We start from the raw sequence: 24,698 nt of genomic DNA on the forward strand, positions 1-24,698 counted from the left end.
ACAAACAAAAAAGAACCGAATTCCTTCAGCTCTTTTTTCGGAGATATCCCATACAGTTCATTCAAATCTACTGATTTACAAATCTAAATTCTAAACCAAAACAGAAATTAGCTAGTTTTCATTAACTGTCTGATAAAGATTGTCCCACATGGATATTCTGTAAACTTTCAGTGTTAACGAACATATTCGCTGCTGGCATTTGCACTTGATTTTTATGAAAAATAGACATTAATTCAAATCTTACTTGTCTAGAAGTTTCAAAATAATCTTCCGGTTTAATCAAACCTGTAATACAAAATTCATATCCAACATATTTAAGATTAGGATTTAAGTCTGTAACTCCAACATATTTAAATGGTTCAACAGCTTCATCATCTACTCTATAAAGACCTTGATCCAATTTTTCATTACAAATAACACACACTTCTTCTAACAATTCCTTAACTCTTGTAGGATCTTCCTGATAACTTACCGTGATGCGTTCAATAACTCGCATCCATCCTTTATTAAAATTTTGTATCGTTCTAATCTCTCCGTGTGGTATGGTAAGGAGTTTTCCTGACCATTCACGAATTTGCATAAAACGAATACTAATTTCCTCAATGGTTCCTGAATTTGTTCCGTTAAAAGTAACAAAATCGCCAACACGGAACTCTTTGTCCGCTAATCTTGCAAAGCCTAATATTACATCTTTTAGCATCTGTTGTGCAGCAAAACCGATGACAACTCCCGCTATCCCTGCACCTGCAATAATACTTTTTATATCTACAAATTGACTAATTAAATATATGATAAGACTGATGATAATGATATACCTAAAAATAGATCGAATTACACTTTGAATTGTCTGCTCTACCTCTTCATCAAAAAAGCTTGATTTTCTAAAAAACCAATCAATAATGCGATTTATAACAAAAGAAATAATGATAAGAACTAAAGCAAATAGTAAAAACCTTAAAAGTAAAAATTCCCTTACATAATTAAAAAACTCTTCAGTATACGTTAATAAACTCATCCATCCACTTCCTTACTAATAAAAATTTCATACAAAGCTACTATATTTTAAATACGCATTTATCATCTCAACACTTGTTTTCGAAACATCTTTTATCCTGATCTTAAATCGTACTTTCTTAACTATGTATTTGTATTCATTGTTCATCTTCAACAATATAACCCTTTAATCAATCTTTCAACTTCAGATGTTCTTTTCTATTTACTATAACCCTTTTTAATCCTCTAAAGGGATATTACAATAGAATTTTTTATAAACGACTTTCTTTTAAGTCCGCAATACTCACCTCGTTAAAAGCAGACGAAGCTAAATCATTACATGTACAATTTTTTGATTTAAATGGGCTACCAGAAAAGATTAGCCCGTTCATTAAAAAGTTAATTCAACAGCAAGTCGTCTCTATTTAAATGTGAAAAAGAGACCTTTTGAAGGCCTCTTTTTTTCACTTCACTTCTGCATTTAAACAAGATTTAAAATGTCCAAGTGCATACTCATGTCCTTGCGCATTAAAAGATGCAACTGCCTTTTCATATACAACAATTTTAAATCCTTTATTATAAGCATCTACTGCCGTATGAAGAACACAAATATCTGTGCATACACCTACAAGATGAACTTCTTCTATTCCTCTTTCTCTTAGCTTCATTTCTAGATCTGTTCCTGCAAAAGCACTGTAACGTGTTTTGTCCATATAGTATACATTCTCTGCATTTTTATATTTATCGTATACATCTTGTAATTCACCAAATAAGTCTCTTCCATTTGTACCTGCTATATTATGAGGCGGAAACAATTTCGCTTCTGGATGATATACATCATTGTCTTCATGTTTATCGATCGCAAATACTACGTAATCACCTTTTTCAATAAATTGTTTCGTTACACTTACAAGTTCCTTCTCAATTTCTTGACCTGGTTTCCCGCATGTTAAAGCACCTTTTTCAGCTACAAAATCATATGTATAATCAATATTTATAAGAGCTCTTTTCATAACTACAATCTCTCCTTCTTCTGTTTCACAGTAAACAATAGAAAATTTGTTATTACGACATCGTATGTACTATTCGACATTTCAAATGAAATCCCTACATTTCCAACTCAATACTTACCTTAATCCGAGTTTATCATAAAGCGTAACTTTAATCATAGGGGGGTATTATCCTTCACTAATCGGGCTTTTACGGGCAAGTTGATCTCCCACCTAACTTCCTCGCATGTGCCGAATTTTTAGGTGGGGTTCTTATTGTCCGTTAAGGCGGGATAAAACCGATACACAATGACAAAACATACAGCTCCAATTAACAAGTCATGAATGTGATAATTGAGCGTAACTTCAACCGCCTCTTGTAAAGTAAACCAAATGACCGAAAACATTATAATAAATAAGAAAATACGAATAACTCGTTTCAAACTTTCAATCCCTTCCTCTTACATGATAGTAAAGAATAAGTTCTTTCTATTCATTCGTACTAGAAAGTGAAACAAATTATTCTCAATGACATAATTCAATCCAAACTAAAAAGTACACTACTTTTGAGTAATGTACTTTTTTCCATATTAAGACGCAGGCTTCGTTTCAAACATCGCTTGATTCAAGCTAATGACTTTTCCTTTTGGGTCATTGTTTTCAAACTGAGCTGCGGTAATCGTATGACTACCTGTCTCAAGCGTCTTTTCTTTTAATTGTACTGTTGTCTGTGTTGTACTAGTTACTTGATGTTTATCTGCAAATATTTGATCTACAAATACAAATGTTTCTTTATCGTTTTGAAAATTGGAAAGTTCTAATTCGACTTGCTGAATTAAAGTATCCTTTTTTATGAATACAGTTGGTATATTGCCATTTTCAGAAGTACCATCTGGAGTAGTTACTTTTACTTTCCCTTCTCCGATTGGCACTGCTCCTTCAGGAAATACGACCATATTCTCATCACTTGCATTTACAACTTGTTCTTCCTGGTTTGACTGTGCATCCTCTTTTTCCTTTGGAGTACCACAGCCTACTAATAACAATACAGACAATCCAGCGATTATGAATTTCTTCAAAATTCATTCCCCCTGTTATTTCATTATAATTTATTATACAAAAATAACTTCTTGATTTTAAAACTAGTTTTTAACACTTTCATGAACAAATATTAGCTTGCTCACGATTACTGTACCATACTTTCATTTTAAGAACATTAATTTTTTTAAAGAAATAAATAGTAATTCCACTCTATTCATCATTTTAGCCCAATTTACTAAAAAAATATCCATTCAAAATAAAAAGACATTGTCATTTCAATGTCTTTTCTACATAACATTTAGAAAATAAATGTTGTGATCTCATCAACTTCTTTTCGCGAAAGTTTCTTCGGCTTATCTTTCGGAAACCCGAGTGAAATTACCATATTAATTTGTTTTTGAGGCTCAATTTGTAAATATTGTCGCAGTTCATCTTGAGCTAATAATACAGGTCCTGTCATTGGACAGGTACCTAGTCCTCTCGCATGGGCAGCCAACATTAAGTTTTGTGCTGCTAAACAGCTACTCTTAATTCCTTCCTCTTCCCATACTGAATCAGGAACGAAGGCAATTGGATCAAATATCTTTTCACGAAACTTTGATTCATATGGTGTTGCCAAACATACGATTAATACTGGCGCCTCAGAGAAAGCTGTCGCATATGGACCGAAAGAACGTGTAAGTAATTTCCCTGCTTTCTCTTCTCCATTTTCTGCTGCTTTTGCCGCAAGTTTATGTAATGCATCCCATGTCATTTGTTCAATTTCTTTAATTTTCTCTCTGTTCATAATGACCAAGAACTCCCACGTTTGTGAGTTCGTATCACTCGGTGCATAACGAGCACAATCAATAATTTCTTTTATATCACTAGTGGATACTTCTTGTTCTGTAAACTTTCTAACACTTCGTCTACCGTGAATTACTTCTTTAAAATCTTCATAATTCATATATTAAATCCCCTTTTTACAGCGTTTTCAAAACTTGTCCTATGGTTGAATTATATCATGAAAAAAAGCTGGGGGAATACCAGCTTTTTCCCTCATTATTAATTTGTCACTTTAAACAAACTAATACTTTCTTCATATGCAGCTTGTAGTTTTTTCGTAATTGGTCCTCTTTCTCCGCTTCCAAACTTCTCATCACCAATTTGAACAACAGGGAATATTTCAAGTGGTGTCGCTGTAAAGAAACATTCGTCAGCCTCGTATACTTCTTGCAATGAGAATTCACGCTCTTCTACTTCAATATGTAAAGCTTTCGCTAATGTAATAACGTAGTGACGAGTAATGCCATGTAGAATGAAATTATCGGCCGGATGTGTAATTAATTTATTATTTTTCACCATAAAGAAATTCGAATGACACCCTTCTGTTACAACTCCATCTCGTACTAATATCGCTTCTTGATACCCTTGCTCGTTTATTTTATTTTTAATCATGATATTAGGTAGAAGGTTTAAAGATTTTATATGACAGAACTTCCAGCGTATATCCTCTTCTACAGTAACCTTTATTCCTTGTTCCATAGTAGCGGTAGGTCTTGGAAACAAAACAATATTCGCAAAATATGTTGGCTGTAAATCTTTTTCATACACATGATTTCGAGCTTGAGCTCCACGTGATATTTGAAGATACACATTCCCATCCTCTTGAAATTGATTTCTTTCAATCATTTGATGAAGTTCTTCAACTAACCCTTCCTTTGTAAACGGCGGAACAATATTTATTTCCCTCATAGATTTAAAAAAGCGTTCCAAATGTAAGTCTAATAAATGAGGCTTCCCATCGTATAGCCTAAATACTTCATATATACCATCACCAAATTGGAGTCCTCGCTCTTCCAACGCAACCATCGGCTGTTCTTCTTTCGTATTTACAATTCTTCCGTTAAACAAAATCCAATCTTTATGAGTAGCTTTCATTCCTTTCCACTCCTTTATTCCATGATTGGTTTTATTGTACAACTTATCCACACTTAAAAGAAGGAATTTTCTGTATTTAACTAAACAAAAAAAGTACATCACCTATTTAAAGTGATGCACTCAACCATTCATTTATTTCAAAAAATATTTTTCAATATCATCTAGCATTAAGTTTGCAGCTTTAATACCGCCTGCTGTATTCCAAATTACTTCATCCACTTGGAATACTTTATTGTCTTTAGAAGCCTGCAGCTGCTTAAAGAGTGGGTCTTCTGTCCATTCTTTTGCTAACGTGGTTCCTTCGTTATTCTTATCCGCATCTTTATCAGATGTGAAGTAGAATATGTAGTCCCCATCCATATTCGGAATTTGCTCTTTTGTAATTCCTTTTATCGCAAACTCATCTTTATCTTGTAGTGGTGGTCGCTTAAATCCAATATCATTTAAAACAGCACCTGAGAATGAGTTTTTCTGATAAATACGAACGTCACCTGGTACGAAGCGAATAATAGAAACTTTAGAATTCAATTTATCTCCTAACTTCTCTTTCATTCCTTCAATACGTTTTTTATAATCTTCAAGAGCCTTTTGCCCTTCTTTTTCTTTATTTACAGCTTTTGTATAGAGTGTAAAGTTTTCTTTCCAATCCCCGCGCAATGTTTCAGCGTACACAGTTGGCGCTATTTCGTTCAATTGCTCATATATTTTTTCATGACGCATTTTATTCCCGATAATTAAATCTGGCTTAAGCTTCATAACTGCCTCTAAATTAATATCACGCTCAGTACCTACAACTTTCGTATCTTTTAAATCTTTCGCTAAATGAGGATACCATTCATCACCAGCACGTGGTTTTGTAGTTCCAACTGGTGTTACTCCGACAGCTAAAAGCGCCTCCGCACCCTCATTTGTTAAAACAACTACTTTTTTAGGTGTACCATTTACTGTTGTTTCACCCATTGCATGCTTTACAGTATACGAATCTTTTGCTTTAGCCGATGTATCATTTTCTTTTTTCTCTTCTTTGCTACACCCTGCGATTATTACCATAAGTATCATAATGCAGAACATAAATATTTTTTTACTATGTACCATATGTCCTCCCTAGATGAAATCGATTATCATTAACAATTAAAGATTAATGTATATTACATACATTGTCAATGTATATCAGAAAACTTTTTCAATATATACATTTTAGATTCTATCCGCTATTCAAATGTTTATTTTTAAAATAAAGTGTATAAGTATGAAAATAATAAACGTTCTTAAAATGCGTATCTACGTTATACATAAATACGCATTCGTATTACATTATAAACTCATTTCCTAATATTGATTATATTTAATATATGATGGATCATTATACACCCATTGATTTCCACCAAGGTTCAACCAACCGTTTTGATTAATATATACTAAATAAGATTCTGGATTATTTAATTTACGAATAACTGAAGAAGATGTTGATGGACCACTTCTTAAGTTCACATTCGTTCCTTGTATATAAGCGACACCAATTGGACTTCCATCACTATTGCTCGTCTTTACAAAATTAATGTACGAAGGGTCATTATACACCCATTGTCCATTTCCTAAGTCTAACCATCCGTTACTTTCCTGATATACGACATACGATTCTGGGGCGTTTAGTTGACGAATAACTGAAGAAGACGTTGATGGGCCACTTCTTAAATTCACATTTTTCCCAAGTATATAGGCAATCCCCTTCGTTTGTGGTGTTGGTTGTGGATTTGGAGGATTCGGATTTGGAGCTACTCCAAAAATAGCTGCTATTCCGTTTGCATACGCTTGGCTTAGATCTTCGATAAATTGTGGATTTTTCAATAAATTAGCATCAAACGTTGTATCAATAAAGGCAGTCTCTGTTAAAATTGCATCCATTGCAGTCTCTCTTAGTACCGCATAATTTGCTTTTTTGGCTCCTCGGTCACGAAGACCGTATTTTGTTAATACAGGATTGACTGATGCATGCATTTTTTGTTGCTTTTCATATGCGGAACTACTATTAGATAGCGCGTTGTAAATATAACTTTCAAATCCAGTTCCACCGCCACTATTAATGTGAAATGAGATAAAATAATCTGCACCAAATGAATTAGCAATATTAGCACGTTCTGATAAAGAGATAAACACATCACTATCACGTGTCATTTTAATATTGATTGGATAATTTGCAGATAAAATATCTCGCACACGTCTAGCAATTTGAAGTGTTAACTCTTTTTCCACTAACCCATTACCAACAGCACCAGAATCATATCCACCATGCCCTGCGTCTATAACAAGTTTCATATATCTTTTTCGTTCCTTTCTTTATTGTAATAAGCTTTCATTTCTACTCGTCCTATTTTATGTTAATTGTACAAGTTCCGTTACAAGTACAAATAAAAAAACCCCCTTATGTAAGGCGGTTTCTATCGCTTTGCTTTAGCCAATTTAAAATGAATATATACGATTGATAATGGATGTAACGTATGCAAAATAAAAGAAATAAAAGAAATATCCCACCGCCGCTATATAGCAACCCAAACTTCAAAAAGATGTTCAAAAGAGGTGGGAAATACGTTATGTTTTGCAATACAAATAGCATACAAAACAAAATTAAAAATACGGGAATATATTGTAATTCATATGGTCTTCTCTTCTTATACATTCTTTTCCGAATAAAAGTCTGGCATAGTTCTGCTACTATAAAACAACCTCCAACTAATACAAGACCAGAAGTTATCGTCATACGTCCACCTACCTTATATTCATATCATCACCTAATCAATATTCACTATATTTTCTTTACATATATTCCATTTTCCTCAATAAAACCAGATCCCTCTATGAAAGATTTAGCTTGTTCCGTAAACATCTCTTGCAATACTTTTATTTCTTTCACATTTCTCTGTCTCATCATTTCTTCAAATGTAAAATACGTATTTGTCCCGTATCCATAACCTTGATAATCAAAATGAATAATTAACTGTGACAAAATAGCACTCTCTTCTTGAACGCTATAATCTATTACGCCAATATATGTATCATCAACCTTTACACAATACTGAACCTTTTTCTCATCTAAGCTGTGTGAGTGAAACATTTCTTTTACAGCGCTTTCATTTTCTGTATTTACTTTCTCAAACGTAATCATATGTTGTCCATCCTTTTACTATTATTGTATCAATAATAAATGCAATTTATGAAAAAAACCTTAAGATCGAATGCGACCTTAAGGTTTTTTATTAAACTAAGCTATACGCACGCTTTGTTTCTTCGTGGAACTTATTCGTATCGTATTTATGCTCAACATAAATTTGATGCCATACCATAAACGCAAGTACAGTCCAAATTTTACGGCTATAATCGCCTTTATCTGCACAATGTGCTTCCAGTAAGTTTAATACATACTGTTTTTCGATTAAATGCTCAGTTTTGCTTTCTTTAATAATATTTACAGCCCAATCGTGCATTTCATCTTTTAACCAGTGACGAATTGGTACTGGGAATCCAAGCTTTTTACGATCTAACACGTGATCCGGAACAATTCCACGAGCAGCTTCACGTAATATAGCTTTCGTTGTTCCGTTTGCAATTTTAAATTCTGTCGGAATTTTAGATGCAACGTCAAATACTTCTTTATCTAAGAACGGTACACGAAGTTCTAATGAATTTGCCATCGTCATTTTATCAGCTTTTAATAAAATATCGCCGCGTAACCATGTGAACATATCAATGTACTGCATTTTACTTACATCATCATAATCTTTAATTTCGTTATACAATGGTTTCGTGATATCCATATAGTTAACACTTTCATCGTAATACTTCATTAATTCAGCTTTCTCTTCTTCACGGAAGATTTTCGCATTTCCATAGTAACGCTCTTCGATTGGCGTACATCCACGCTCTAAGAAGCTTTTTCCTTTAAACCCTTCTTTAAGAGCACCACTTAATGCCTTTAGAACACTCTTTCCTGGGCTAGGAATGTAAGAGAACATTTTTAACGAGTTTGGCTCACGATAAATGTTATATCCACCAAACAACTCGTCTGCACCTTCACCAGAAAGAACAACCGTTACGTGTTTACGCGCTTCTTTCGCAACGAAATACAATGGTACAGCTGCTGGATCCGCTAAAGGATCATCCATATGCCAAATGATTTTTGGGAACTCATCCATAAATTCTTGCGCTGTAATGAATACGTTATGGTTTTTAACTCCTAATTTCTCAGCAGTTTCTTTCGCAACATCAACTTCACTGAAACCACGTTGTTCGAAACCAATAGAGAATGTTAATAGATTTGGATTCATTTCTCTTGCGATAGAAGCAATAATAGATGAATCGATACCACCAGATAAGAAAGAACCTACTGGTACATCACTACGCATATGTACTTTTACAGAATCGTATAATACATCACGAATTGCTTGGATATGCTCCTCTTTCGTTGCGCTTGAAGCGTTGAAATAAGGATTCCAGTAGCGATGGATTTCCATCTCTTTACCGATTTCTTTTACGAAGTAATGACCAGGCTCAATTTTGTTAACATCAATTGTTAATGTTTCTGGCTCTGGACCATATTGGTACGTAAAGTAGTGTTGTAGTGACTTTGGGTTTACCCCTTTGTCTTCCATTACATGCATAATACTTTTCTTCTCAGATGCGAAGAATGTAGTATCACCTTGTTGTGCGATGTATAAAGGCTTAATACCGAAGTGGTCACGTGCACCGAAAAGTGTCTTTTCTTCACGATCCCAAATCATAAATGCGAACATACCACGAAGGTAGTCTACACATTTTTCTTTCATATGTGCATACAATGCAATGATAACTTCTGTATCAGATTGTGTAGCAAAAGTTGCACCTTTTTCAAGTAACATTTCACGTAGTTCTACATAATTGTAAATTTCACCATTAAAAATAATTACATATCGATCATTTTCATAAGTTAACGGCTGATGTCCTGCCTCTAAGTCAATGATACTTAAACGGCGGAAGCCAAATTGTACATGTTCATCACGAAAATATCCTTCGTCATCTGGACCGCGGTGGAAAATCATCGTGTTCATATTTTCAAATTGATGTTTTTCTGTTTCTGAAAACTCTCTAGGGTTTTCACATAAACATCCTACAAAACCACACATACTTCTTACCCTCTTTCAGTTTTCATTCTGTCTCAATACTACTATATCAACCCTATTTATACTAGCATAATCAACTGAATATGGCGACCAAAAACTATAAAAAACTCACTCCATTTCACATTTTTAACATTTTTTTATGAAAACATGAAAACTAGGCACTCACCTTTCTCCGCTTTTGTCATATGATATTGCAAATTGATTTCTAGGAGGTAATACCATGAGTGAAGAAAAAAAAGATTCTTCTCGCCCACCGGTTCGTAATTATTTAAAACAAATTGATGATTTTTTCGAACAAACACCTCTTCGTGGCGTAATTGCTGATTTAAATCATTTTTTCCAAAAAGGAAACCGTTTATTAACATTCCCAGTAGATTTATACGAAGTTGGTGACGAACTCGTCGTTACAGCCGAACTACCAGGTATACAAAAAGAACAAATTCAAATTGAAATACAAAGCGAATACTTAAAAGTCTCTGTAAAAGAAGATATACTTGAAGAGACGGAAGAAGAACAGACATCTCATAACTATTATCGCCGGGAACGTTCCATTTCAGAAGCGTCAAGAATTATTAAGTTACCATATTTAATTAATAAAAAAGCAACGAAAGCTTCTTATCAAAACGGTGTATTAGAAATTCGCGCACCGAAATTACCACAACAGCATGACATATTATCCATAGACTGAATACTAATAAAAGAAGGGTGCTTAGCACCCTTCTTTTTAATCAGCTAATCGCTTCATATCACGTATAATATCTTCGTATGGCGTATTGCTAATGCCGCTATATTTTTTCATTACTTTTCCATTTTGATCGACTAAGAAAAATGATGTACCGTGTATTACTTGCCCATTCTCTGGTTTATCTACAAGCGATTGGAAGTTATCTTTTGAAAACTTTGTAATATCCTCCAGTGAATAACCTGTTAACAAGTTCCAATTACTTGTATCCTCTGTAAACTTTTGAATGAATGCTTTCAAATTTTCTGGTTTATCAAGTTCAGGGTCTACACTAAACGAAACAAACTGAACGTCTAATTTCTCTTCCTTAGCCATTTTCTGTAATTTCGCCATATTAGCAGTCATTGGCGGACAAACCGTTTGACAGCTTGTAAACATGAAATCAGCTACCCAGACTTTCCCTTTTAAATCTTTTGTACCAAACGGCTTTCCTTCTTGATTTGTAAATTGGAAAGTTTCTAAATCCCAGTTTAACGGTTTACGTAATTTTGACCCTGAACTGCTACAACCTGCAAGTACAAAGAGACAAAATACAACCATAAGACCAATTAACTTTTGATAACGCTTCATTATTAAACCTCTCTTCTCTATCCTTAATTTATGTAAGTTATGTATATCATAACAAAAGTAAACACTATGAGAAAATTGTTTACATCATTTGTTCACGAAATCGTACGAATTTACGTATGTTACTTCTTTATTTCAAGCGAATTACTAGACAAAATATATTTTACTACTATTATTTCTCTAACCATTATTTGCGAAACGAAGTTCATTGTTAAATTTGTAAATAAATCCCCCTATTTTTTTACAATTGCTTAAACATTAATCCATGTTAAACACTGTATTCCTTAACAACATTTCGGTACAATACAACTACAACGATTTTAAATGAGGTGATGTTCATGGCAAAGCGCTATGAAAATATGGATAATGCAAGTACAAAAAAATCAATTCGCTCCTTCTTACGTTGGCGTAAAGAGAGAAAGCAAAACAAAAAAGACTTTTCTTTTCTAGTAGAACAATCACCTGTTAAACAAAGTAAATTTCTACTAAATAACTTTGAAAAAACGACTGTCACATGGATTGGTCATTCAACTTTTCTCATTCAAACGAACGGCTTAAATATTTTAACAGATCCAGTATGGGCAAATAAATTAAAGTTAGTTCCACGACTTACTGAGCCAGGGCTCACTATAAAAGAACTACCTAAAATCGATATCGTTCTTATTTCACACGGTCATTACGATCATTTAGACTTTTCATCTCTTCGTCAACTAAATGATGATGCCTTATACCTTGTTCCTATTGGGCTAAAAAAATTATTTACTCGTAAAAAATTCACCAATGTAGAAGAATACAACTGGTGGGAAAGTACAACAATTGATGAAGTCTCTTTTCACTTCGTACCTGCCCAGCACTGGACGAGAAGAACATTATTTGATATGAACACCTCTCACTGGGGAGGGTGGATCATTGATAATATGACTTCTTCAGAAACCATTTATTTTTGTGGTGATAGTGGTTATTTCCAAGGATTTAAAGAGATCGGCAAACGTTTTTCAATCGATATTGCACTTATGCCAATTGGTGCCTATGAACCAGAATGGTTTATGAAAGTGTCTCACGTTTCACCAGAAGAAGCTGTGCAAGCCTATCTAGATATAAAAGCTACACATTTCATTCCCATGCACTACGGTACTTTTGCTTTAGCAGATGAAACACCAAGGGAAGCAGTAACACGACTACGAAATAACTGGAATTTACGAATGCTACCGTGGGAACAGCTACATGTTCTCTTTTTAGGTCAAACTTTCACTTATAGCCCTATTGTCCCCGTTAAAGAACCAGTAAAAATCACAGAAACTTCTCATGTATAATAGTACTAATTTTTACGAGTAATTTATCATATACTTTAAAAAATTGAAAAGGGTGTTTTCCATGAAAGATTATTTACAGACTCGCTATATAATTAGCGGTAGCGCCTGTATTGCCCTTCTCATTTCTTATTTTCTGTCCTGAAATAATAAAAAAGCTACTTAAAATATCTTTTTTATTACTCTGCTAAATACATAAAACCAATTGCTCCTGGTCCTGTATGAGTACTGATAACTGGTGTTGTATAGAAAATCTCTGATTGAGTGAATCCATTCACTTTTTCAACAGCAGCTTTTACACTTTCTGCTAAAGGAATTGCTTTAGCATGTGGAATCGCAACAGCTTTCACCACTTTTCCAGCAGTATCTTCCTCGAATAGTTTAGCCAACGTTTTTACAATCTGCCCTTGGCTACGTACTTTCGTTACCGGATTATATACGCCGCCTTCTAAACTTGCAATTGGTTTAATATTAAGTAAAGAACCAATAAGTGCCTTACCTTTACCGATGCGTCCACCTTTTACTAAGTTTTCTAATGTATCTACGACAACATATAAACGAGTATTCTTTCTTACTTCATCAATACGTTTTAAAATATCTTCTAGTGAGCATTCTTCTTTTGCCATTTTTGCCGCTTCAATTACTTGATATGCTAAAGCATGTGTAATAAATTGAGAATCAACAACTGTTACTTTTGTATCTGTCATTGATGCAGCGCTATTCGCTGTTGCGACAGTACCGCTCATTCCACCTGTCATATGAATGGAAAGTACTTCACTTCCATCTTCGCCTAGCTTGTCATACATTTCTACAAATGTACCCATAGCCGGTTGTGATGTTTTTGGTAATTCTTCTGATTTAATCATTTCTTCAATAAATTCATCCGGTTGCAAATCTACACGATCTAAGTATGTTTGTCCATTTACAGAAATAGATAATGGTAAAACATGAATATCATACTTCTCAATTATATCTTTTGATAAATCTGCCGTTGAATCTGTTACAATTTTAATTTTTTGCATATTATATTCTTCCCTTTCCAATACGCTCTCCCTGTTATTATACTAGCATTCCCGATGCTTTCAACAATTTCGAATGAATTTCACCAAATTAATTATATTTTTATACCTAAAATAAAAAAGACAGAGCCTATCTAACTCTGTCCCTGCTGTGTATTATGCATTCTTTTCAAGAGTATTTGTCTTATATACATTTGAATAATCATTCCACTTCAAACAACTTTGTAAATATTCACGGAAAGAGTACGAGAATCTTGGGTTTTTATGTTTTTGAATTTTCGCAATAAACAATTGAAGACGAGACTGAATTAGAAACGCTAATGGATGCTGTGTTTGTAGGACAGGGATTTCAAATATTTTAATACAATTCCCTGTTGCATGAGTGAAATAAAAACTTTTCGTAATCACAATATCAATCCTCTTTTTCGTTGGATTTTTGAACTTCCTCCACTTTATTCTTTAACACGTTTTTTAGTGTAGGTTTCCTATGAATACTAAAATATCCTTAAGCTGCCCCATTTAGAAGTTAATACTTCATTTATATCCACCTAATTCGAACCCTGTCCTATATATCCTTTGAGACGGGAGTCTTATTATCCATATATAGCTTGATAACTTCAGTATAAACTTATAAAAATGAAAAGTTTGTCTAAATTTTGGAGATTCTATAATTTTTTCCTTCTATATATTGTATACAATTATAGCTAGAGTATAACAAATAAATTAAAAAGTGCCTTTATAACGAGGCACTTTTCGACTGTATTTCTTCTCTTTTCTGTTTTCGTTTACTAACTATCTTTGATAAAGCGATACTGATTTCATAAATACAAATAAGCGGTACCGCTACTAAACTATGTGATAAAAAATCTGGCGGCGATATACATGATGCAATTATAATCAACACGACATAAGCATATCTTCTTATTTTCTGAAGAAATTCTGCCGTTAGAAGACCTATACTCGTTAAAAACATAACAACTACAGGTAATTCAAATATAACAGCAAACGGAACTGTTAAATTTAATACGAAATGAAAATATTTTTCCGTTGTAAACATCGTATTAAACATCTCATTACCAATTGTAGTTAGGAAATGAAATAAAAATGGCATGACGATAAAATAACCGAAAGATAGGCCTGCTATAAATAATATAGACAATACCGGTATATACATTAATGTCATTTTTTGTTCATTGGGATGTAAACCTGGTTTTACAAATAACCAAATTTGTATCGCAGCAAAAGGAATTGTACAAACGATAGCAAATACTGTAGCAATCGAGAAAAAAATCCACAACACATCACTTGGACCGAGAACAGTTAATTTCATTGGTAAATCTTTTACAAGCCAAAAATAAATATCCTTCGTAAAAGTAAATCCAATAATTAAAAATAATACAAAGGATAATACTGTATATATTACTCGTTTGCGAAGCTCAACAATATGTTCTACTACGCTCATTTCCCGATCTTCCATCTCGTTCACCACACTTTATTTATCCATTCCGAGAAAAACTTCAGCATATTCTTTTATTTATTTATTTTTTTCTTTCTCTTGAAATGCCTCATCAGTCAATTCTTTTGTTGATTTTTTAAATTCTTTTAACGTTTCCCCTAAAGCTTTCCCAATTTCCGGTAACTTTTTTGGGCCAAATAAAATTAACACTGCTACTAAAATTAAAATTAACCCTGGAAAGCCAATATTTGAAAACATTTCCCCATCCCCTTCATAAGTAGATTCCTTGTCCTACTATTCCATAAGTTCATTTTGTCAAAAAATTTCGTAAACGTCAATGTATCCGTTGTCTTTTATCAAAAAAATTCGAAAATATAATCAATTGAATATCATTTTCTATTCCTTTTGTATATGATATGGTTAAGGAAAATATAACTTATCTCAATACAGTGAAAGGAATTAACATTATGACGCAAAAAATTAAAAGAATGACCCAATTTGTAAAAGAAGAAATTGCGAATGCAATTACCCATGGTATCGGTGCCATTTTAAGCATCCCTGCCTTAATCATATTAATTATTCATGCTTCCAAACATGGCACAGCATCTGCTGTTGTTGGCTTTACCGTTTATGGTGTAAGCATGTTCTTGCTATACTTATTTTCTACACTGTTACATAGTATCCATCATCCAAAAGTAGAAAAGTTATTTACCATTTTAGATCACTCCGCCATATATTTATTAATTGCCGGCACGTATACACCATTTCTACTCATTACACTGCGTGGTCCGCTCGGTTGGACTTTACTCGCAATTATTTGGACCCTTGCGATTGGTGGCATTATTTTCAAAATCTTCTTTGTTCGTCGCTTTATTAAAACATCAACATTATGTTATATCATTATGGGCTGGCTCATCATCGTTGCCATTAAACCCCTTTATGAAAATTTAACCGGTCACGGCTTCTCACTACTATTAATAGGAGGCATTTTGTATTCTGTCGGAGCTATATTCTTCCTTTGGGAAAAGCTTCCGTTCAATCATGCCATTTGGCATCTCTTCGTACTAGGCGGTAGTACAATGATGTTTTTCTGCGTACTGTTTTATGTCTTACCCGCAGCATAAAAAAAGTTTCAGCTTGTTTAAGCTGAAACTTTTTTATTACTTATGTAATTGAGATGCAATAATATCTTTTGTATGCTGGGTTAACTCTTTAGCATCCATACTTGCATATTCTTCAGGTGTAATTGGCTTAGAAATCGTTACTGTTGCATGAGCTGGTTTCATACGATTTCCATTCGCTTCAAACATTTTATATGTACCATCTAACGTTACAGGTAAGATTGCTACACCAGATTTTACTGCTAGGTGAAAACTACCCGCTTTAAACTCTCCAATTTCGCCACCCTTACTTCTCGTTCCTTCAGGGAAAATTACGATAGAATGTCCATTCTTTAATAGTTCAATTCCATCTTTAATTGCCTTAAGAGATTGACGGCGATCGCTGCGGTCCATAAACACACAATTCATTAGTTCCATCCATGTTGGTACAACCGGAAACTTTTTAATTTCCGCTTTTGAAACGAATCCAATTGGCTTATTTAAGTAACCTAGTAAAACAGGAATATCCATATTACTTTGATGATTACTTACAACTAGCACCGGCTTGTCTTTTGGAACATTTTCAAGTCCCTTTACTTCTACAGTCGATCCAGTTACACGCACCATTTTCTTACCAAACCAGTTTGTTGTTTTATACACAACACTATCTTTTTCTTGCGGTGACATCGCATTTGCTTTTCTTTTTATACGCCACAACCTTGGTGTAATCGCAATTACGATTAAAATTAAATAAAAGATTTTAAAAAACGTTTGAATCATACAGAACCCCCACCTATTATCATTCCGACCTTCATTATACTAGACAAACGAAGGAAAAAGAAGAAAAAATGTCCAAACAACAAGTGTTTGGACATTTTGAAGTTTTCTATATTAGAAACGTTTTGCTAATTCGCGTGCACTTGCAATTGCTGCTTCTTTAATGTCTTGTGCTTTTTCAGGATTTGCATTCATTCCTTCAACTGCAATATATTCAGTGTCTGATACACCCATGAATCCTAATACTGCATTTAAATGATTGCGACCGAAGTCCATAGATGCGTATGCTCCTTCAGAGTAAACGCCGCCTGTAGCTTGAATATGAAGTGCTTTTTTTCCTTCTAGTAAGCCAACTGGACCATTTTCAGTATATTTAAATGTTTTACCTGCGATTGATAAGTTATCTAAGTATGCTTTCACTACTGCTGGGTAGCTGAAGTTCCACATTGGAGTCACGAATACATAACGATCTGCATGCATAAATGTTTCTAAGTTATTGTTCATTGCTGCAACTTTTTGTTGCTGATTTTCACTTAAAGCTTCGAATCCTTCGCCTGCTGCAAATTTACCCCAAGCAGCGAATACGTCTGCATCGATTGCTGGTACAGTTGTATTGAATAAATCAATTGTTACAACTTCGTCTTGTGGATGTTCGTTTTTATATGCTTCGATGAAAGCTTCCCCTACTGCCATACCGAAAGAACCTTCTGCTGAATTTGGATTTGCTGTAATAAATAGTACTTTTGTCATTGTATTATCTCCCTTTTTCTATTTTATCTTTAATTCGAGATTTATTATTTTATAGTAAATAACTTACCTTATGTAAGTATAATACAAAAAGTTTTAATGGATGTCAATAAAAATAGCTACTTTTTTTTCGTAAGTTAATAAGTTATATTATTTCAGTTAGTTTTTGTATATAAATATTAAGGTTTTAATCAAATAAAAAACTATCTCCATATTTCATGGAGATAGTCTTCTTCAATTACTACTTTTGAAAAACATGTTTCACTTTTTCAGCTGGAATGTTACTTCCGCCTCTACCTTTTACATCTTCAATCATCATTGTAATGACCATATCTGGTGAATTTAAATCAAATGCAGCGAACCAGCCTAGTTCTTTTCCTTCGGCCTCTTTGGATACTTTTAATTCCGCTGTACCTGTTTTGCCAGCAAGAGTCATACCATCAATTTTAGCAATTTTTCCAGTACCATCTGGATCGTTAATTACTTTCGTTAAAGCCGTTTTCAATATATCTTGATTTTCTTTAGAAATCACGTTCTCTTTCCAAACTTTTGGTTGTTTATCTGTTTTAATAAGATACGGTGACGGAATCTTTCCATCATTTACAATCGGTGCATACGTTAAAGCTAAATGAAGAGGAGTCATTAAGACTTGTCCTTGTCCATATCCTGTATCTGCCATTTGAATATCATTTTTTATGCCATCATTTGCGATTTTAGAAGCTGGGAATCCGTATTCAATTGGTAATTTCTCATCAAATCCGAATTTTTTCGCCTCAGCCATAAATTTATCTTTTCCAATTTTCAAAGCTTCTTGTGCGAAATAAATATTATCCGAGTATTTCATTGCCTTATCAAAATCAATCGGATTCGCATCTTTTACACGTGTTACGTAATAATTGCCCCAAGAAGAATCTTTCGTCCATTTCAGTCCTTCAATTTTCAATTCTTCTTTTGGATCGATTGTTTTCGTTTCAAGACCAATTGCACCTGTAATTGGCTTAAATACAGAACCTGGTACCGATAATTGTGTAAATCGATTCGTCATCGGTTTTTTCGGATCATTATTCCAAGCCTCACGTTGTGCTTTTGATGTTCCTCGTGCAATTAAATTAGGATTATAAGCTGGACTACTTACAAGAGCAATTGTTTCTCCACTTTTCGGATTAATTGCCGCACTTGAACCAGCTTCTCCCTTCATTTCATTATACGTTTTTTCTTGAACAACACTATCGATAGTTAAAGTTACATTTTCTCCATCAACAGCATCTGTTTTCGCTAAATTTTTAATTTCTTTTCCCTGTGCATCTTCCATGAAGACACGGCCACCTTTTTTCCCGCGTAGCTGTTCTTCCAATACTTGCTCTAATCCAGCCTTACCAACTGGTTCATCGGCTTGATAGCCTTTCTTTTGAAGCGTTTTTAAATCTTCAGCATTTACTTTTCCGATATAACCAGTAAGATGCGCTGCTGCTTCCCCTAACGGATATGTACGAACATTTACAGGTTTTGCTGCAACACCTGGTAAATCGATGTACGTATTTTGCGTTGCTCCCTCAGGCAAAATTCCAATTGGTACGAGATACCCTGGTTTTACCCATTTCGCAGCTAGTTTTTGATCAATCTCTTCTACAGACATATTTAACAACTTCGCTACTGCTTCTTTCGTTTGCGGAGCAGTTTCATCTAATTTTTCTGGAATAATTCCAATCTCAGAAGCTTTCCCATTCGTCGCAAGACCTTTTCCATTACGATCGTATATTTCACCACGTTTTGGTTGTGTTGTTTGCATACGTACTTTACTATCTTTTGTCATGCCAGGGAAAATGAAATCAGGTGTCCAATCTATTTTCCAAGATTCTTTATCTCCATCTTTTTCTTTCACCATTTTTGCTTCATGACCAAAAGTGATTTTACCACCAACTGTATCCATGCTTACTTTAAAAGGAACAGGGCCTTCATCTTTTTTATCTTCTTTTACTTCCCCTGTTTCTACCTTTAAGTCTTTTACTCCAATACCAGAATAAATTTTTTCATATTTCTCAGTAAACTCTTTCTTTGAAATATCTTTTTTTGCATTTTCTGATAATTGATCGTACATATCTGCAAATTTTTGTTTATTCCATGCTTTTACATATGTATCAAACGCTTCTTGTGGTTTTTCTTCTTTACCACATCCAACTAACATGAATGTTAAGCAAAGAAAAAGAATCCCCCATATTTTTCTCAACTGATTCTCCTCCTCTTTCTATATTAATACTTTTGAAAATTTTAGCATTTTTCACATGCTACCTTTCATTATAGCACTATTGAATATCCTCTATAAACTTACATTTATAAATACAAATAAAAAAATTGATGCGAATACTCACATCAATTTTTATTATTATTGTTGTTTCTCGTATACATGGTAATAATACGTATACGGATTTTTTTCATCCGTTAAACCTTTTTCTACAAAAATCTCTTTCCAATTTGTCATATCCATTTCTGGGAAGAATGTGTCCCCTTCAAATGCGTGGTGGATTTTTGTTATATATAACTTGTCTACATAAGGTAAAAAGAGATCATAAATTTGCGCTCCGCCAAAAATAAAAATCTCTTCTTCATTTTTACATAGTTCAAACACTTCTTCTACAGTATGAGCTACTTCGCAGCCTTCTACATGATACCCTTCATTACGAGTTACAATAATATTACGTCTTCCAGGCAATGGTCTACCAATTGCTTCATAGTTCTTTCTCCCCATAATAAGTGGGTGACCCATCGTCGTTTTCTTTACATACTGTAATTCACTCGGTAAACGCCAAGGTAAGTTATTATCTTTACCAATTACTCTATTCTCGTCCATTGCGACCATAAATGAAACAATCATCTTGTCATCTCCTCTACAATTACACTGCAACCGGTGCTTTAATCGCTGGGTGTGGATCATATCCTTCAATCGTTAAATCTTCCATCTCAAAATCAAACACAGATTTCACATCTGGATTTAATGTAAGTTTAGGGAACGGGTGTGGTTCACGTGCCAACTGCTTTTCGACTTGTTCAAAATGATTCGTATAAATATGTGCATCACCAATTGTATGAACAAACTCTCCTACTTCAAGACCACATTCATGTGCTATTAAATGTGTTAGAAGTGAATAGCTTGCAATGTTAAATGGAATGCCAAGGAATATATCTCCACTTCTTTGATATAGCTGACAAGAAAGTTTGCCATCCGCTACATAAAATTGGAATAGCGTATGACAAGGCGGTAATGCCATACTTGGTACATCTTCAGGATTCCAAGCAGAAACAATTAGGCGACGTGAGTCTGGCGTTTTTTTAATCATTTCAATTACATCTTTTAATTGATCAAGTGTCTCACCAGCTGTCGTTTTCCAAGCACGCCATTGCTTTCCGTATACGTCTCCTAAATAACCATATTTATTCGAAAAATCATCATCTTCTAGAACGTTCTTTTTAAACAATTCCATTTGCTCATCGTACTGCACTTTAAATTCCTCATCTTGTTGTGAACGAAGACCAAAATCAGTCATGTCAGGGCCAGTATATTCGTCACCTTCTACCCAGCTCTTAAATGCCCATTCATTCCAAATATTATTATTATGTTGCAATAAATAACGAATATTTGTATCACCTTTCATAAACCAAAGCAGTTCACTTGCTACAAGGCGAAACGGGACTCTCTTTGTCGTTAATAAAGGAAACCCTTTACTCAGATCAAAACGCATTTGATATCCAAATACAGATACAGTTCCTGTCCCTGTACGATCTTCTTTCTTCGTACCGTGCTCCATTACATGGCGGCATAAATTTAAGTATTCATATTCAGCATGTTTCATATGTAGGAAAACCTTCTTTCAATCTTATATGAAATTTATCATAACATGAAAAACAATAAATTTAATAATCTTGATAAATAAAAATTATTTCAGTAATTCTTACAAAATTATTAACTTTCCATATTTAAAAAGGTTTTCATTTTCTATTACCGAAAGTATAGTGCGGTAGGACAAAATTTATATTTGGAGGTTAGAAGTATGTCTAAAATTGAAACTCCTGTTATGACTTCGTTACAAACAACGGTTGAAAAAATGATGAAGGATTTAAACGTTCCTGGTGCTGCTGTAGCTGTTATAAAAGACGGTGAAGTTATTCTTTCAGAAGGTTTCGGATATCGAAATATAGAAACAAAAGAACCTGTTACACCGAGTACTCGGTTCGCAATCGGTTCCTCAACGAAAGCTTTTGGCACACTTTCATTAAGCTTGTTGGCACAGCAAAAAAAGTTTAATTGGGATACTCCTGTCCAGTCTTATATACCTAACTTCTCTTTATCTGAACTACTTGCTAGCTCACAAGTTACAGGACGAGATTTGGCTTCCCATCGTACTGGGGTAAGTCGTCATGAGGCTCTTTGGTACAGCTCTTCCTTATCTCGAAAAGATCTCGTTGAAAAAATAAAACATTTACAACTTGATGCACCGTTCCGCACAGCATTTCTTTATAACAACTTAATGTATGCAACAATTAGCTACATTGTTGAAAACATTACAAATCAAACATGGGAGCAATACGCTACAGAACATATTTTAGAACCTTTAAATATGAGACATACAAATTTCTCTGTTACAGATTCACAAACTACAGATGATTATGCTTTACCTTACATTGAAAATGAAGATGAAATAAAAGAAGTTCCATTCCGTAACATCGATACAGTCGGCGCTGCTGGATGTATTAATTCTACAATTGAAGATATGGCAAATTGGGTACTTCTTCACTTAAACGAAGGAAAGTTTGGAGATCATGAATTAATCTCCTCTGAATTATTACAACAAATGTATACACCACACAATTCAATTCCAGATCAACCGATTTTATCACTTCCCGAATCTCCATTAAATAGTTACGGACTTGGTTGGTTTATTAGCGCTTATCGTGGTAATAAGGTGGTTCATCATGGCGGTAATATTGATGGATTTTCAGCGCTCGTTTCATTCATACCAAATGAAAACATAGGCCTTGTCATTTTAACAAATGCTGGAGGCACATTACTTCCTACTTATCTCGCTAATCAAATTTATGATGAACTACTTGAATTAGAATCCATTGATTGGCATAAACGTGCTGTAGAAGATACTGAAAAAATGAAGGAAATGATGAAAGAAGCAACTGAATCACTTCCTGAACAAATTAAAGGAACTACACCTTCTCACAAGTTAGAGGATTATACTGGTACTTTTGAACATCCTGCATACGGAACATTACAAATATACAAGCGAGATGATTCGTTAAATGTACAATTTATGGAGATGGATATTCAATTAGGGCATCATCATTACGACATCTTCTCCGCAGAAGTTGAGTTATTCCAAATGAAAATGAGTTTATTATTCGCTTATGAAATGAGTGTGAGTGGTGAATTCCCATCCCTTCAGTTACATGTACCAGCTACGTTAAGTACTCAGCCGCTTACATTTAAGAAAATTTAATAATTATTTTAATAATAAAAAAGTAGGTGTGAGATAACACACCTACTTTTCCTATTCTTCATTTATCATTTCACTATCAAACCAAATCGGCTTCGATAATTCAAAGTTTTTATGATCCTTTAAAACTATAGTAAGACGTTCTAACGTATCATCTAACATATGCGGTGCTGCTCGTAAGGACCAGACAACTGATGAGAAAACTGTCATGCCAACGTACACCGCATATAATTTCCAAAACTCCTCTGGTATTCTACCATTAAAGTATCCTTCTATTTGTCCAATTGAATACGGAATACTAATGTCCCTTGCAAATAGTGCAATTTTCACGAAATCATGAAGTGGATCGCCCCAGTCGTATCCATTAAAATCAACAACACCTACATATTTCCCATCCCGCACAATTATATTTTCTAAATGAAAATCATCGTGTTGAAATCGATTTGGGCGGTTTTGTAAATACATTTCATTATCATCTATAAACTTTATGATTTTATCATCATTTTTTATTTTTATTCCACATGTTTTATATGCCACTAAATATTTCCGGTGTTTTTTCATTGCTCTTTCATACCATGGAAATATATCCTTAGGAGCTTCATATGTATGCATTTTTGCTAAATCTTTGCCTGCCTCTATACCAATATTATATTGTTCTTTTGGTGAATACGTAGGCAATAGCTTCTTCGCATCTTCTCCTTCTATATACGAAAAAACACCGTAGCATAAACCTTCTTCTTCCAACAAACCCATTTCAATTGGCTTTTGTGCTTGCACACTACGTTTTTGCATTTCATTTAAAATTTGAAACTCTATTTTCTTTCTTTCAAACTCTTTTATATCGCCTGTCCGTAACAAATACTTTTCATCTTCAATAGTCGTAATGATATATTTTTTATCAGGAGAGAAACCTTTAGAGATTTCTTCAATATTTGCTGCATCTTTTACTATTTGTATATTGTTTTGCCGTGCTGTAATTGTCTTCATGTTTATTCCCCTTACATTTCTACATTTGGTGTATACGCTACTTCTATAATAAATCCATTCGGATCGTAAAAATCAATAGTATAGTATCCGTCCGAATAATGACTCATTTCTATCGGACCACGTATTACCTTCACTTTTGTACTAGCAAGAAAATCTGCTACTTCATCAACTACTTCTCTACGAATAGCTTGGTAACAAATATGTCTAGGCCCTAAAGTCCTTACAATTTCCCCGTTCACCTCTTTAAAATATATTTCACTTTTTCCCGTACTATATGCTACTTCATTTAACTTTCTCCATCCAATTATCAAAAACAATTTATCATAAAAAGAAATAGACTCCTCTAAATTCGCGACCCAAAATTCAATATGATGAATACCTGCTCGAAGTGTATTCATA

General features: G+C 33.9%; 27 protein-coding genes and 1 pseudogene. 5 read left to right on the top strand and 23 right to left on the bottom strand.

From position 1 onward, the window contains the following. Window positions 1–121 precede the first annotated feature (121 nt). Window positions 122–1,015: a mechanosensitive ion channel family protein gene (locus DN408_RS25085; RefSeq protein ID WP_002127215.1), complete on the bottom strand. Its 894-nt coding sequence runs from the start codon at window positions 1,013–1,015 to the stop codon at window positions 122–124. 287 nt (window positions 1,016–1,302) lie between these two features. Here DN408_RS25085 and DN408_RS25090 point away from each other — a divergent pair. Then, window positions 1,303–1,422: pseudogene (locus DN408_RS25090) on the top strand (NUDIX hydrolase); the annotation flags it as partial. 35 nt (window positions 1,423–1,457) lie between these two features. On the opposite strand, the gene DN408_RS25095 reads toward DN408_RS25090, so the two are convergent. From DN408_RS25095 to asnB, 10 genes are all read right to left on the bottom strand, one after another. Further along, complete coding sequence (locus DN408_RS25095; RefSeq protein ID WP_078178585.1) at window positions 1,458–2,006, bottom strand: cysteine hydrolase family protein; 549 nt, start codon at window positions 2,004–2,006, stop codon at window positions 1,458–1,460. A 236-nt stretch (window positions 2,007–2,242) separates the two neighbouring features. Beyond that, complete coding sequence (locus DN408_RS25100) at window positions 2,243–2,425, bottom strand: hypothetical protein (RefSeq protein WP_235713853.1); 183 nt, start codon at window positions 2,423–2,425, stop codon at window positions 2,243–2,245. A 147-nt stretch (window positions 2,426–2,572) separates the two neighbouring features. Further along, window positions 2,573–3,061 (bottom strand): putative periplasmic lipoprotein, encoded by a 489-nt coding sequence (locus DN408_RS25105; RefSeq protein ID WP_078178586.1) that lies wholly within the window; start codon window positions 3,059–3,061, stop codon window positions 2,573–2,575. Between the two features lie 260 nt (window positions 3,062–3,321). Then, window positions 3,322–3,969, bottom strand: a complete 648-nt coding sequence (locus DN408_RS25110; protein ID WP_002012699.1) for a nitroreductase family protein — start codon at window positions 3,967–3,969, stop codon at window positions 3,322–3,324. Between the two features lie 98 nt (window positions 3,970–4,067). Continuing rightward, window positions 4,068–4,943 carry a D-amino-acid transaminase gene (dat, locus tag DN408_RS25115; protein WP_078178587.1) on the bottom strand — a complete coding sequence of 292 codons (876 nt, stop codon included), beginning with the start codon at window positions 4,941–4,943 and terminating at the stop codon, window positions 4,068–4,070. Window positions 4,944–5,075: 132 nt separating this feature from the next. Beyond that, window positions 5,076–6,038, bottom strand: coding sequence for an ABC transporter substrate-binding protein (locus DN408_RS25120; RefSeq protein ID WP_002127211.1), 963 nt, complete (start codon window positions 6,036–6,038; stop codon window positions 5,076–5,078). Between the two features lie 234 nt (window positions 6,039–6,272). Next, window positions 6,273–7,259 carry an N-acetylmuramoyl-L-alanine amidase gene (locus DN408_RS25125; protein ID WP_078178588.1) on the bottom strand — a complete coding sequence of 329 codons (987 nt, stop codon included), beginning with the start codon at window positions 7,257–7,259 and terminating at the stop codon, window positions 6,273–6,275. A 106-nt stretch (window positions 7,260–7,365) separates the two neighbouring features. Beyond that, a complete protein-coding gene (locus tag DN408_RS25130) occupies window positions 7,366–7,701 on the bottom strand; it encodes a hypothetical protein (RefSeq protein WP_012260872.1) in 336 nt (111 codons plus the stop codon). A 45-nt stretch (window positions 7,702–7,746) separates the two neighbouring features. Further along, on the bottom strand, window positions 7,747–8,106 hold the full coding sequence (locus DN408_RS25135; RefSeq protein ID WP_033730134.1) for a GNAT family N-acetyltransferase: 360 nt from the start codon (window positions 8,104–8,106) through the stop codon (window positions 7,747–7,749). A 91-nt stretch (window positions 8,107–8,197) separates the two neighbouring features. After that, window positions 8,198–10,099, bottom strand: coding sequence for an asparagine synthase (glutamine-hydrolyzing) (gene asnB, locus DN408_RS25140; protein WP_002012706.1), 1,902 nt, complete (start codon window positions 10,097–10,099; stop codon window positions 8,198–8,200). Window positions 10,100–10,316: 217 nt separating this feature from the next. On the opposite strand from asnB, the gene DN408_RS25145 reads away from it, so the two are divergent. Further along, entirely contained in the window at window positions 10,317–10,784 is a 468-nt protein-coding gene (locus tag DN408_RS25145; protein ID WP_002012708.1) for an Hsp20/alpha crystallin family protein, read from the top strand. A gap of 36 nt (window positions 10,785–10,820) precedes the next feature. Here the strand turns inward: DN408_RS25145 and DN408_RS25150 are convergent, their stop codons facing one another. Continuing rightward, a complete protein-coding gene (locus tag DN408_RS25150) occupies window positions 10,821–11,408 on the bottom strand; it encodes an SCO family protein (protein WP_002012710.1) in 588 nt (195 codons plus the stop codon). A 335-nt stretch (window positions 11,409–11,743) separates the two neighbouring features. Between DN408_RS25150 and DN408_RS25155 the strand changes: the two genes are divergently transcribed. Then, window positions 11,744–12,718 carry an MBL fold metallo-hydrolase gene (locus tag DN408_RS25155; RefSeq protein WP_002065197.1) on the top strand — a complete coding sequence of 325 codons (975 nt, stop codon included), beginning with the start codon at window positions 11,744–11,746 and terminating at the stop codon, window positions 12,716–12,718. Window positions 12,719–12,894: 176 nt separating this feature from the next. Here the strand turns inward: DN408_RS25155 and DN408_RS25160 are convergent, their stop codons facing one another. From DN408_RS25160 to DN408_RS25175, 4 genes are all read right to left on the bottom strand, one after another. Further along, a complete protein-coding gene (locus DN408_RS25160) occupies window positions 12,895–13,737 on the bottom strand; it encodes a DegV family protein (protein WP_033707617.1) in 843 nt (280 codons plus the stop codon). 153 nt (window positions 13,738–13,890) lie between these two features. Next, the gene (locus DN408_RS25165; RefSeq protein WP_002012715.1) at window positions 13,891–14,142 is read right to left on the bottom strand and encodes a DUF2535 family protein; all 252 of its coding nucleotides are present in this window, start codon (window positions 14,140–14,142) and stop codon (window positions 13,891–13,893) included. A gap of 328 nt (window positions 14,143–14,470) precedes the next feature. Then, window positions 14,471–15,211: a twin-arginine translocase subunit TatC gene (tatC, locus tag DN408_RS25170; protein WP_033708120.1), complete on the bottom strand. Its 741-nt coding sequence runs from the start codon at window positions 15,209–15,211 to the stop codon at window positions 14,471–14,473. Between the two features lie 57 nt (window positions 15,212–15,268). Then, the gene (locus DN408_RS25175; protein ID WP_002012719.1) at window positions 15,269–15,448 is read right to left on the bottom strand and encodes a twin-arginine translocase TatA/TatE family subunit; all 180 of its coding nucleotides are present in this window, start codon (window positions 15,446–15,448) and stop codon (window positions 15,269–15,271) included. A 209-nt stretch (window positions 15,449–15,657) separates the two neighbouring features. Here DN408_RS25175 and trhA point away from each other — a divergent pair, with 209 nt between their 5' ends. After that, window positions 15,658–16,314, top strand: a complete 657-nt coding sequence (gene trhA / locus DN408_RS25180; RefSeq protein WP_002085872.1) for a PAQR family membrane homeostasis protein TrhA — start codon at window positions 15,658–15,660, stop codon at window positions 16,312–16,314. Between the two features lie 36 nt (window positions 16,315–16,350). Here trhA and DN408_RS25185 read toward each other — a convergent pair whose 3' ends face one another. The 5 genes from DN408_RS25185 to DN408_RS25205 form a co-directional block, all read right to left on the bottom strand. Further along, window positions 16,351–17,070, bottom strand: a complete 720-nt coding sequence (locus tag DN408_RS25185) for a lysophospholipid acyltransferase family protein (protein WP_002185951.1) — start codon at window positions 17,068–17,070, stop codon at window positions 16,351–16,353. Window positions 17,071–17,181: 111 nt separating this feature from the next. Beyond that, on the bottom strand, window positions 17,182–17,817 hold the full coding sequence (locus DN408_RS25190) for an FMN-dependent NADH-azoreductase (protein WP_012260865.1): 636 nt from the start codon (window positions 17,815–17,817) through the stop codon (window positions 17,182–17,184). 238 nt (window positions 17,818–18,055) lie between these two features. After that, the gene (pbpC, locus tag DN408_RS25195) at window positions 18,056–20,041 is read right to left on the bottom strand and encodes a penicillin-binding protein 3 (protein ID WP_078179175.1); all 1,986 of its coding nucleotides are present in this window, start codon (window positions 20,039–20,041) and stop codon (window positions 18,056–18,058) included. 156 nt (window positions 20,042–20,197) lie between these two features. Further along, a complete protein-coding gene (locus DN408_RS25200; RefSeq protein WP_000637202.1) occupies window positions 20,198–20,686 on the bottom strand; it encodes a dihydrofolate reductase in 489 nt (162 codons plus the stop codon). Window positions 20,687–20,705: 19 nt separating this feature from the next. After that, entirely contained in the window at window positions 20,706–21,662 is a 957-nt protein-coding gene (locus tag DN408_RS25205; protein WP_002127201.1) for a thymidylate synthase, read from the bottom strand. 198 nt (window positions 21,663–21,860) lie between these two features. On the opposite strand from DN408_RS25205, the gene DN408_RS25210 reads away from it, so the two are divergent. Further along, complete coding sequence (locus DN408_RS25210; protein ID WP_002127199.1) at window positions 21,861–23,315, top strand: serine hydrolase; 1,455 nt, start codon at window positions 21,861–21,863, stop codon at window positions 23,313–23,315. A gap of 51 nt (window positions 23,316–23,366) precedes the next feature. Here the strand turns inward: DN408_RS25210 and DN408_RS25215 are convergent, their stop codons facing one another. Continuing rightward, window positions 23,367–24,299, bottom strand: a complete 933-nt coding sequence (locus tag DN408_RS25215) for an aminoglycoside phosphotransferase family protein (RefSeq protein ID WP_078178916.1) — start codon at window positions 24,297–24,299, stop codon at window positions 23,367–23,369. A gap of 11 nt (window positions 24,300–24,310) precedes the next feature. After that, window positions 24,311–24,697, bottom strand: coding sequence for a VOC family protein (locus DN408_RS25220; RefSeq protein ID WP_078178917.1), 387 nt, complete (start codon window positions 24,695–24,697; stop codon window positions 24,311–24,313). Between the last annotated feature and the right edge of the window lies 1 nt (window position 24,698).

This window comes from Bacillus sp. AR13-1 (genome assembly GCF_008042285.1).
GTDB classification, from domain to species: Bacteria; Bacillota; Bacilli; order Bacillales; family Bacillaceae_G; genus Bacillus_A; species Bacillus_A mycoides.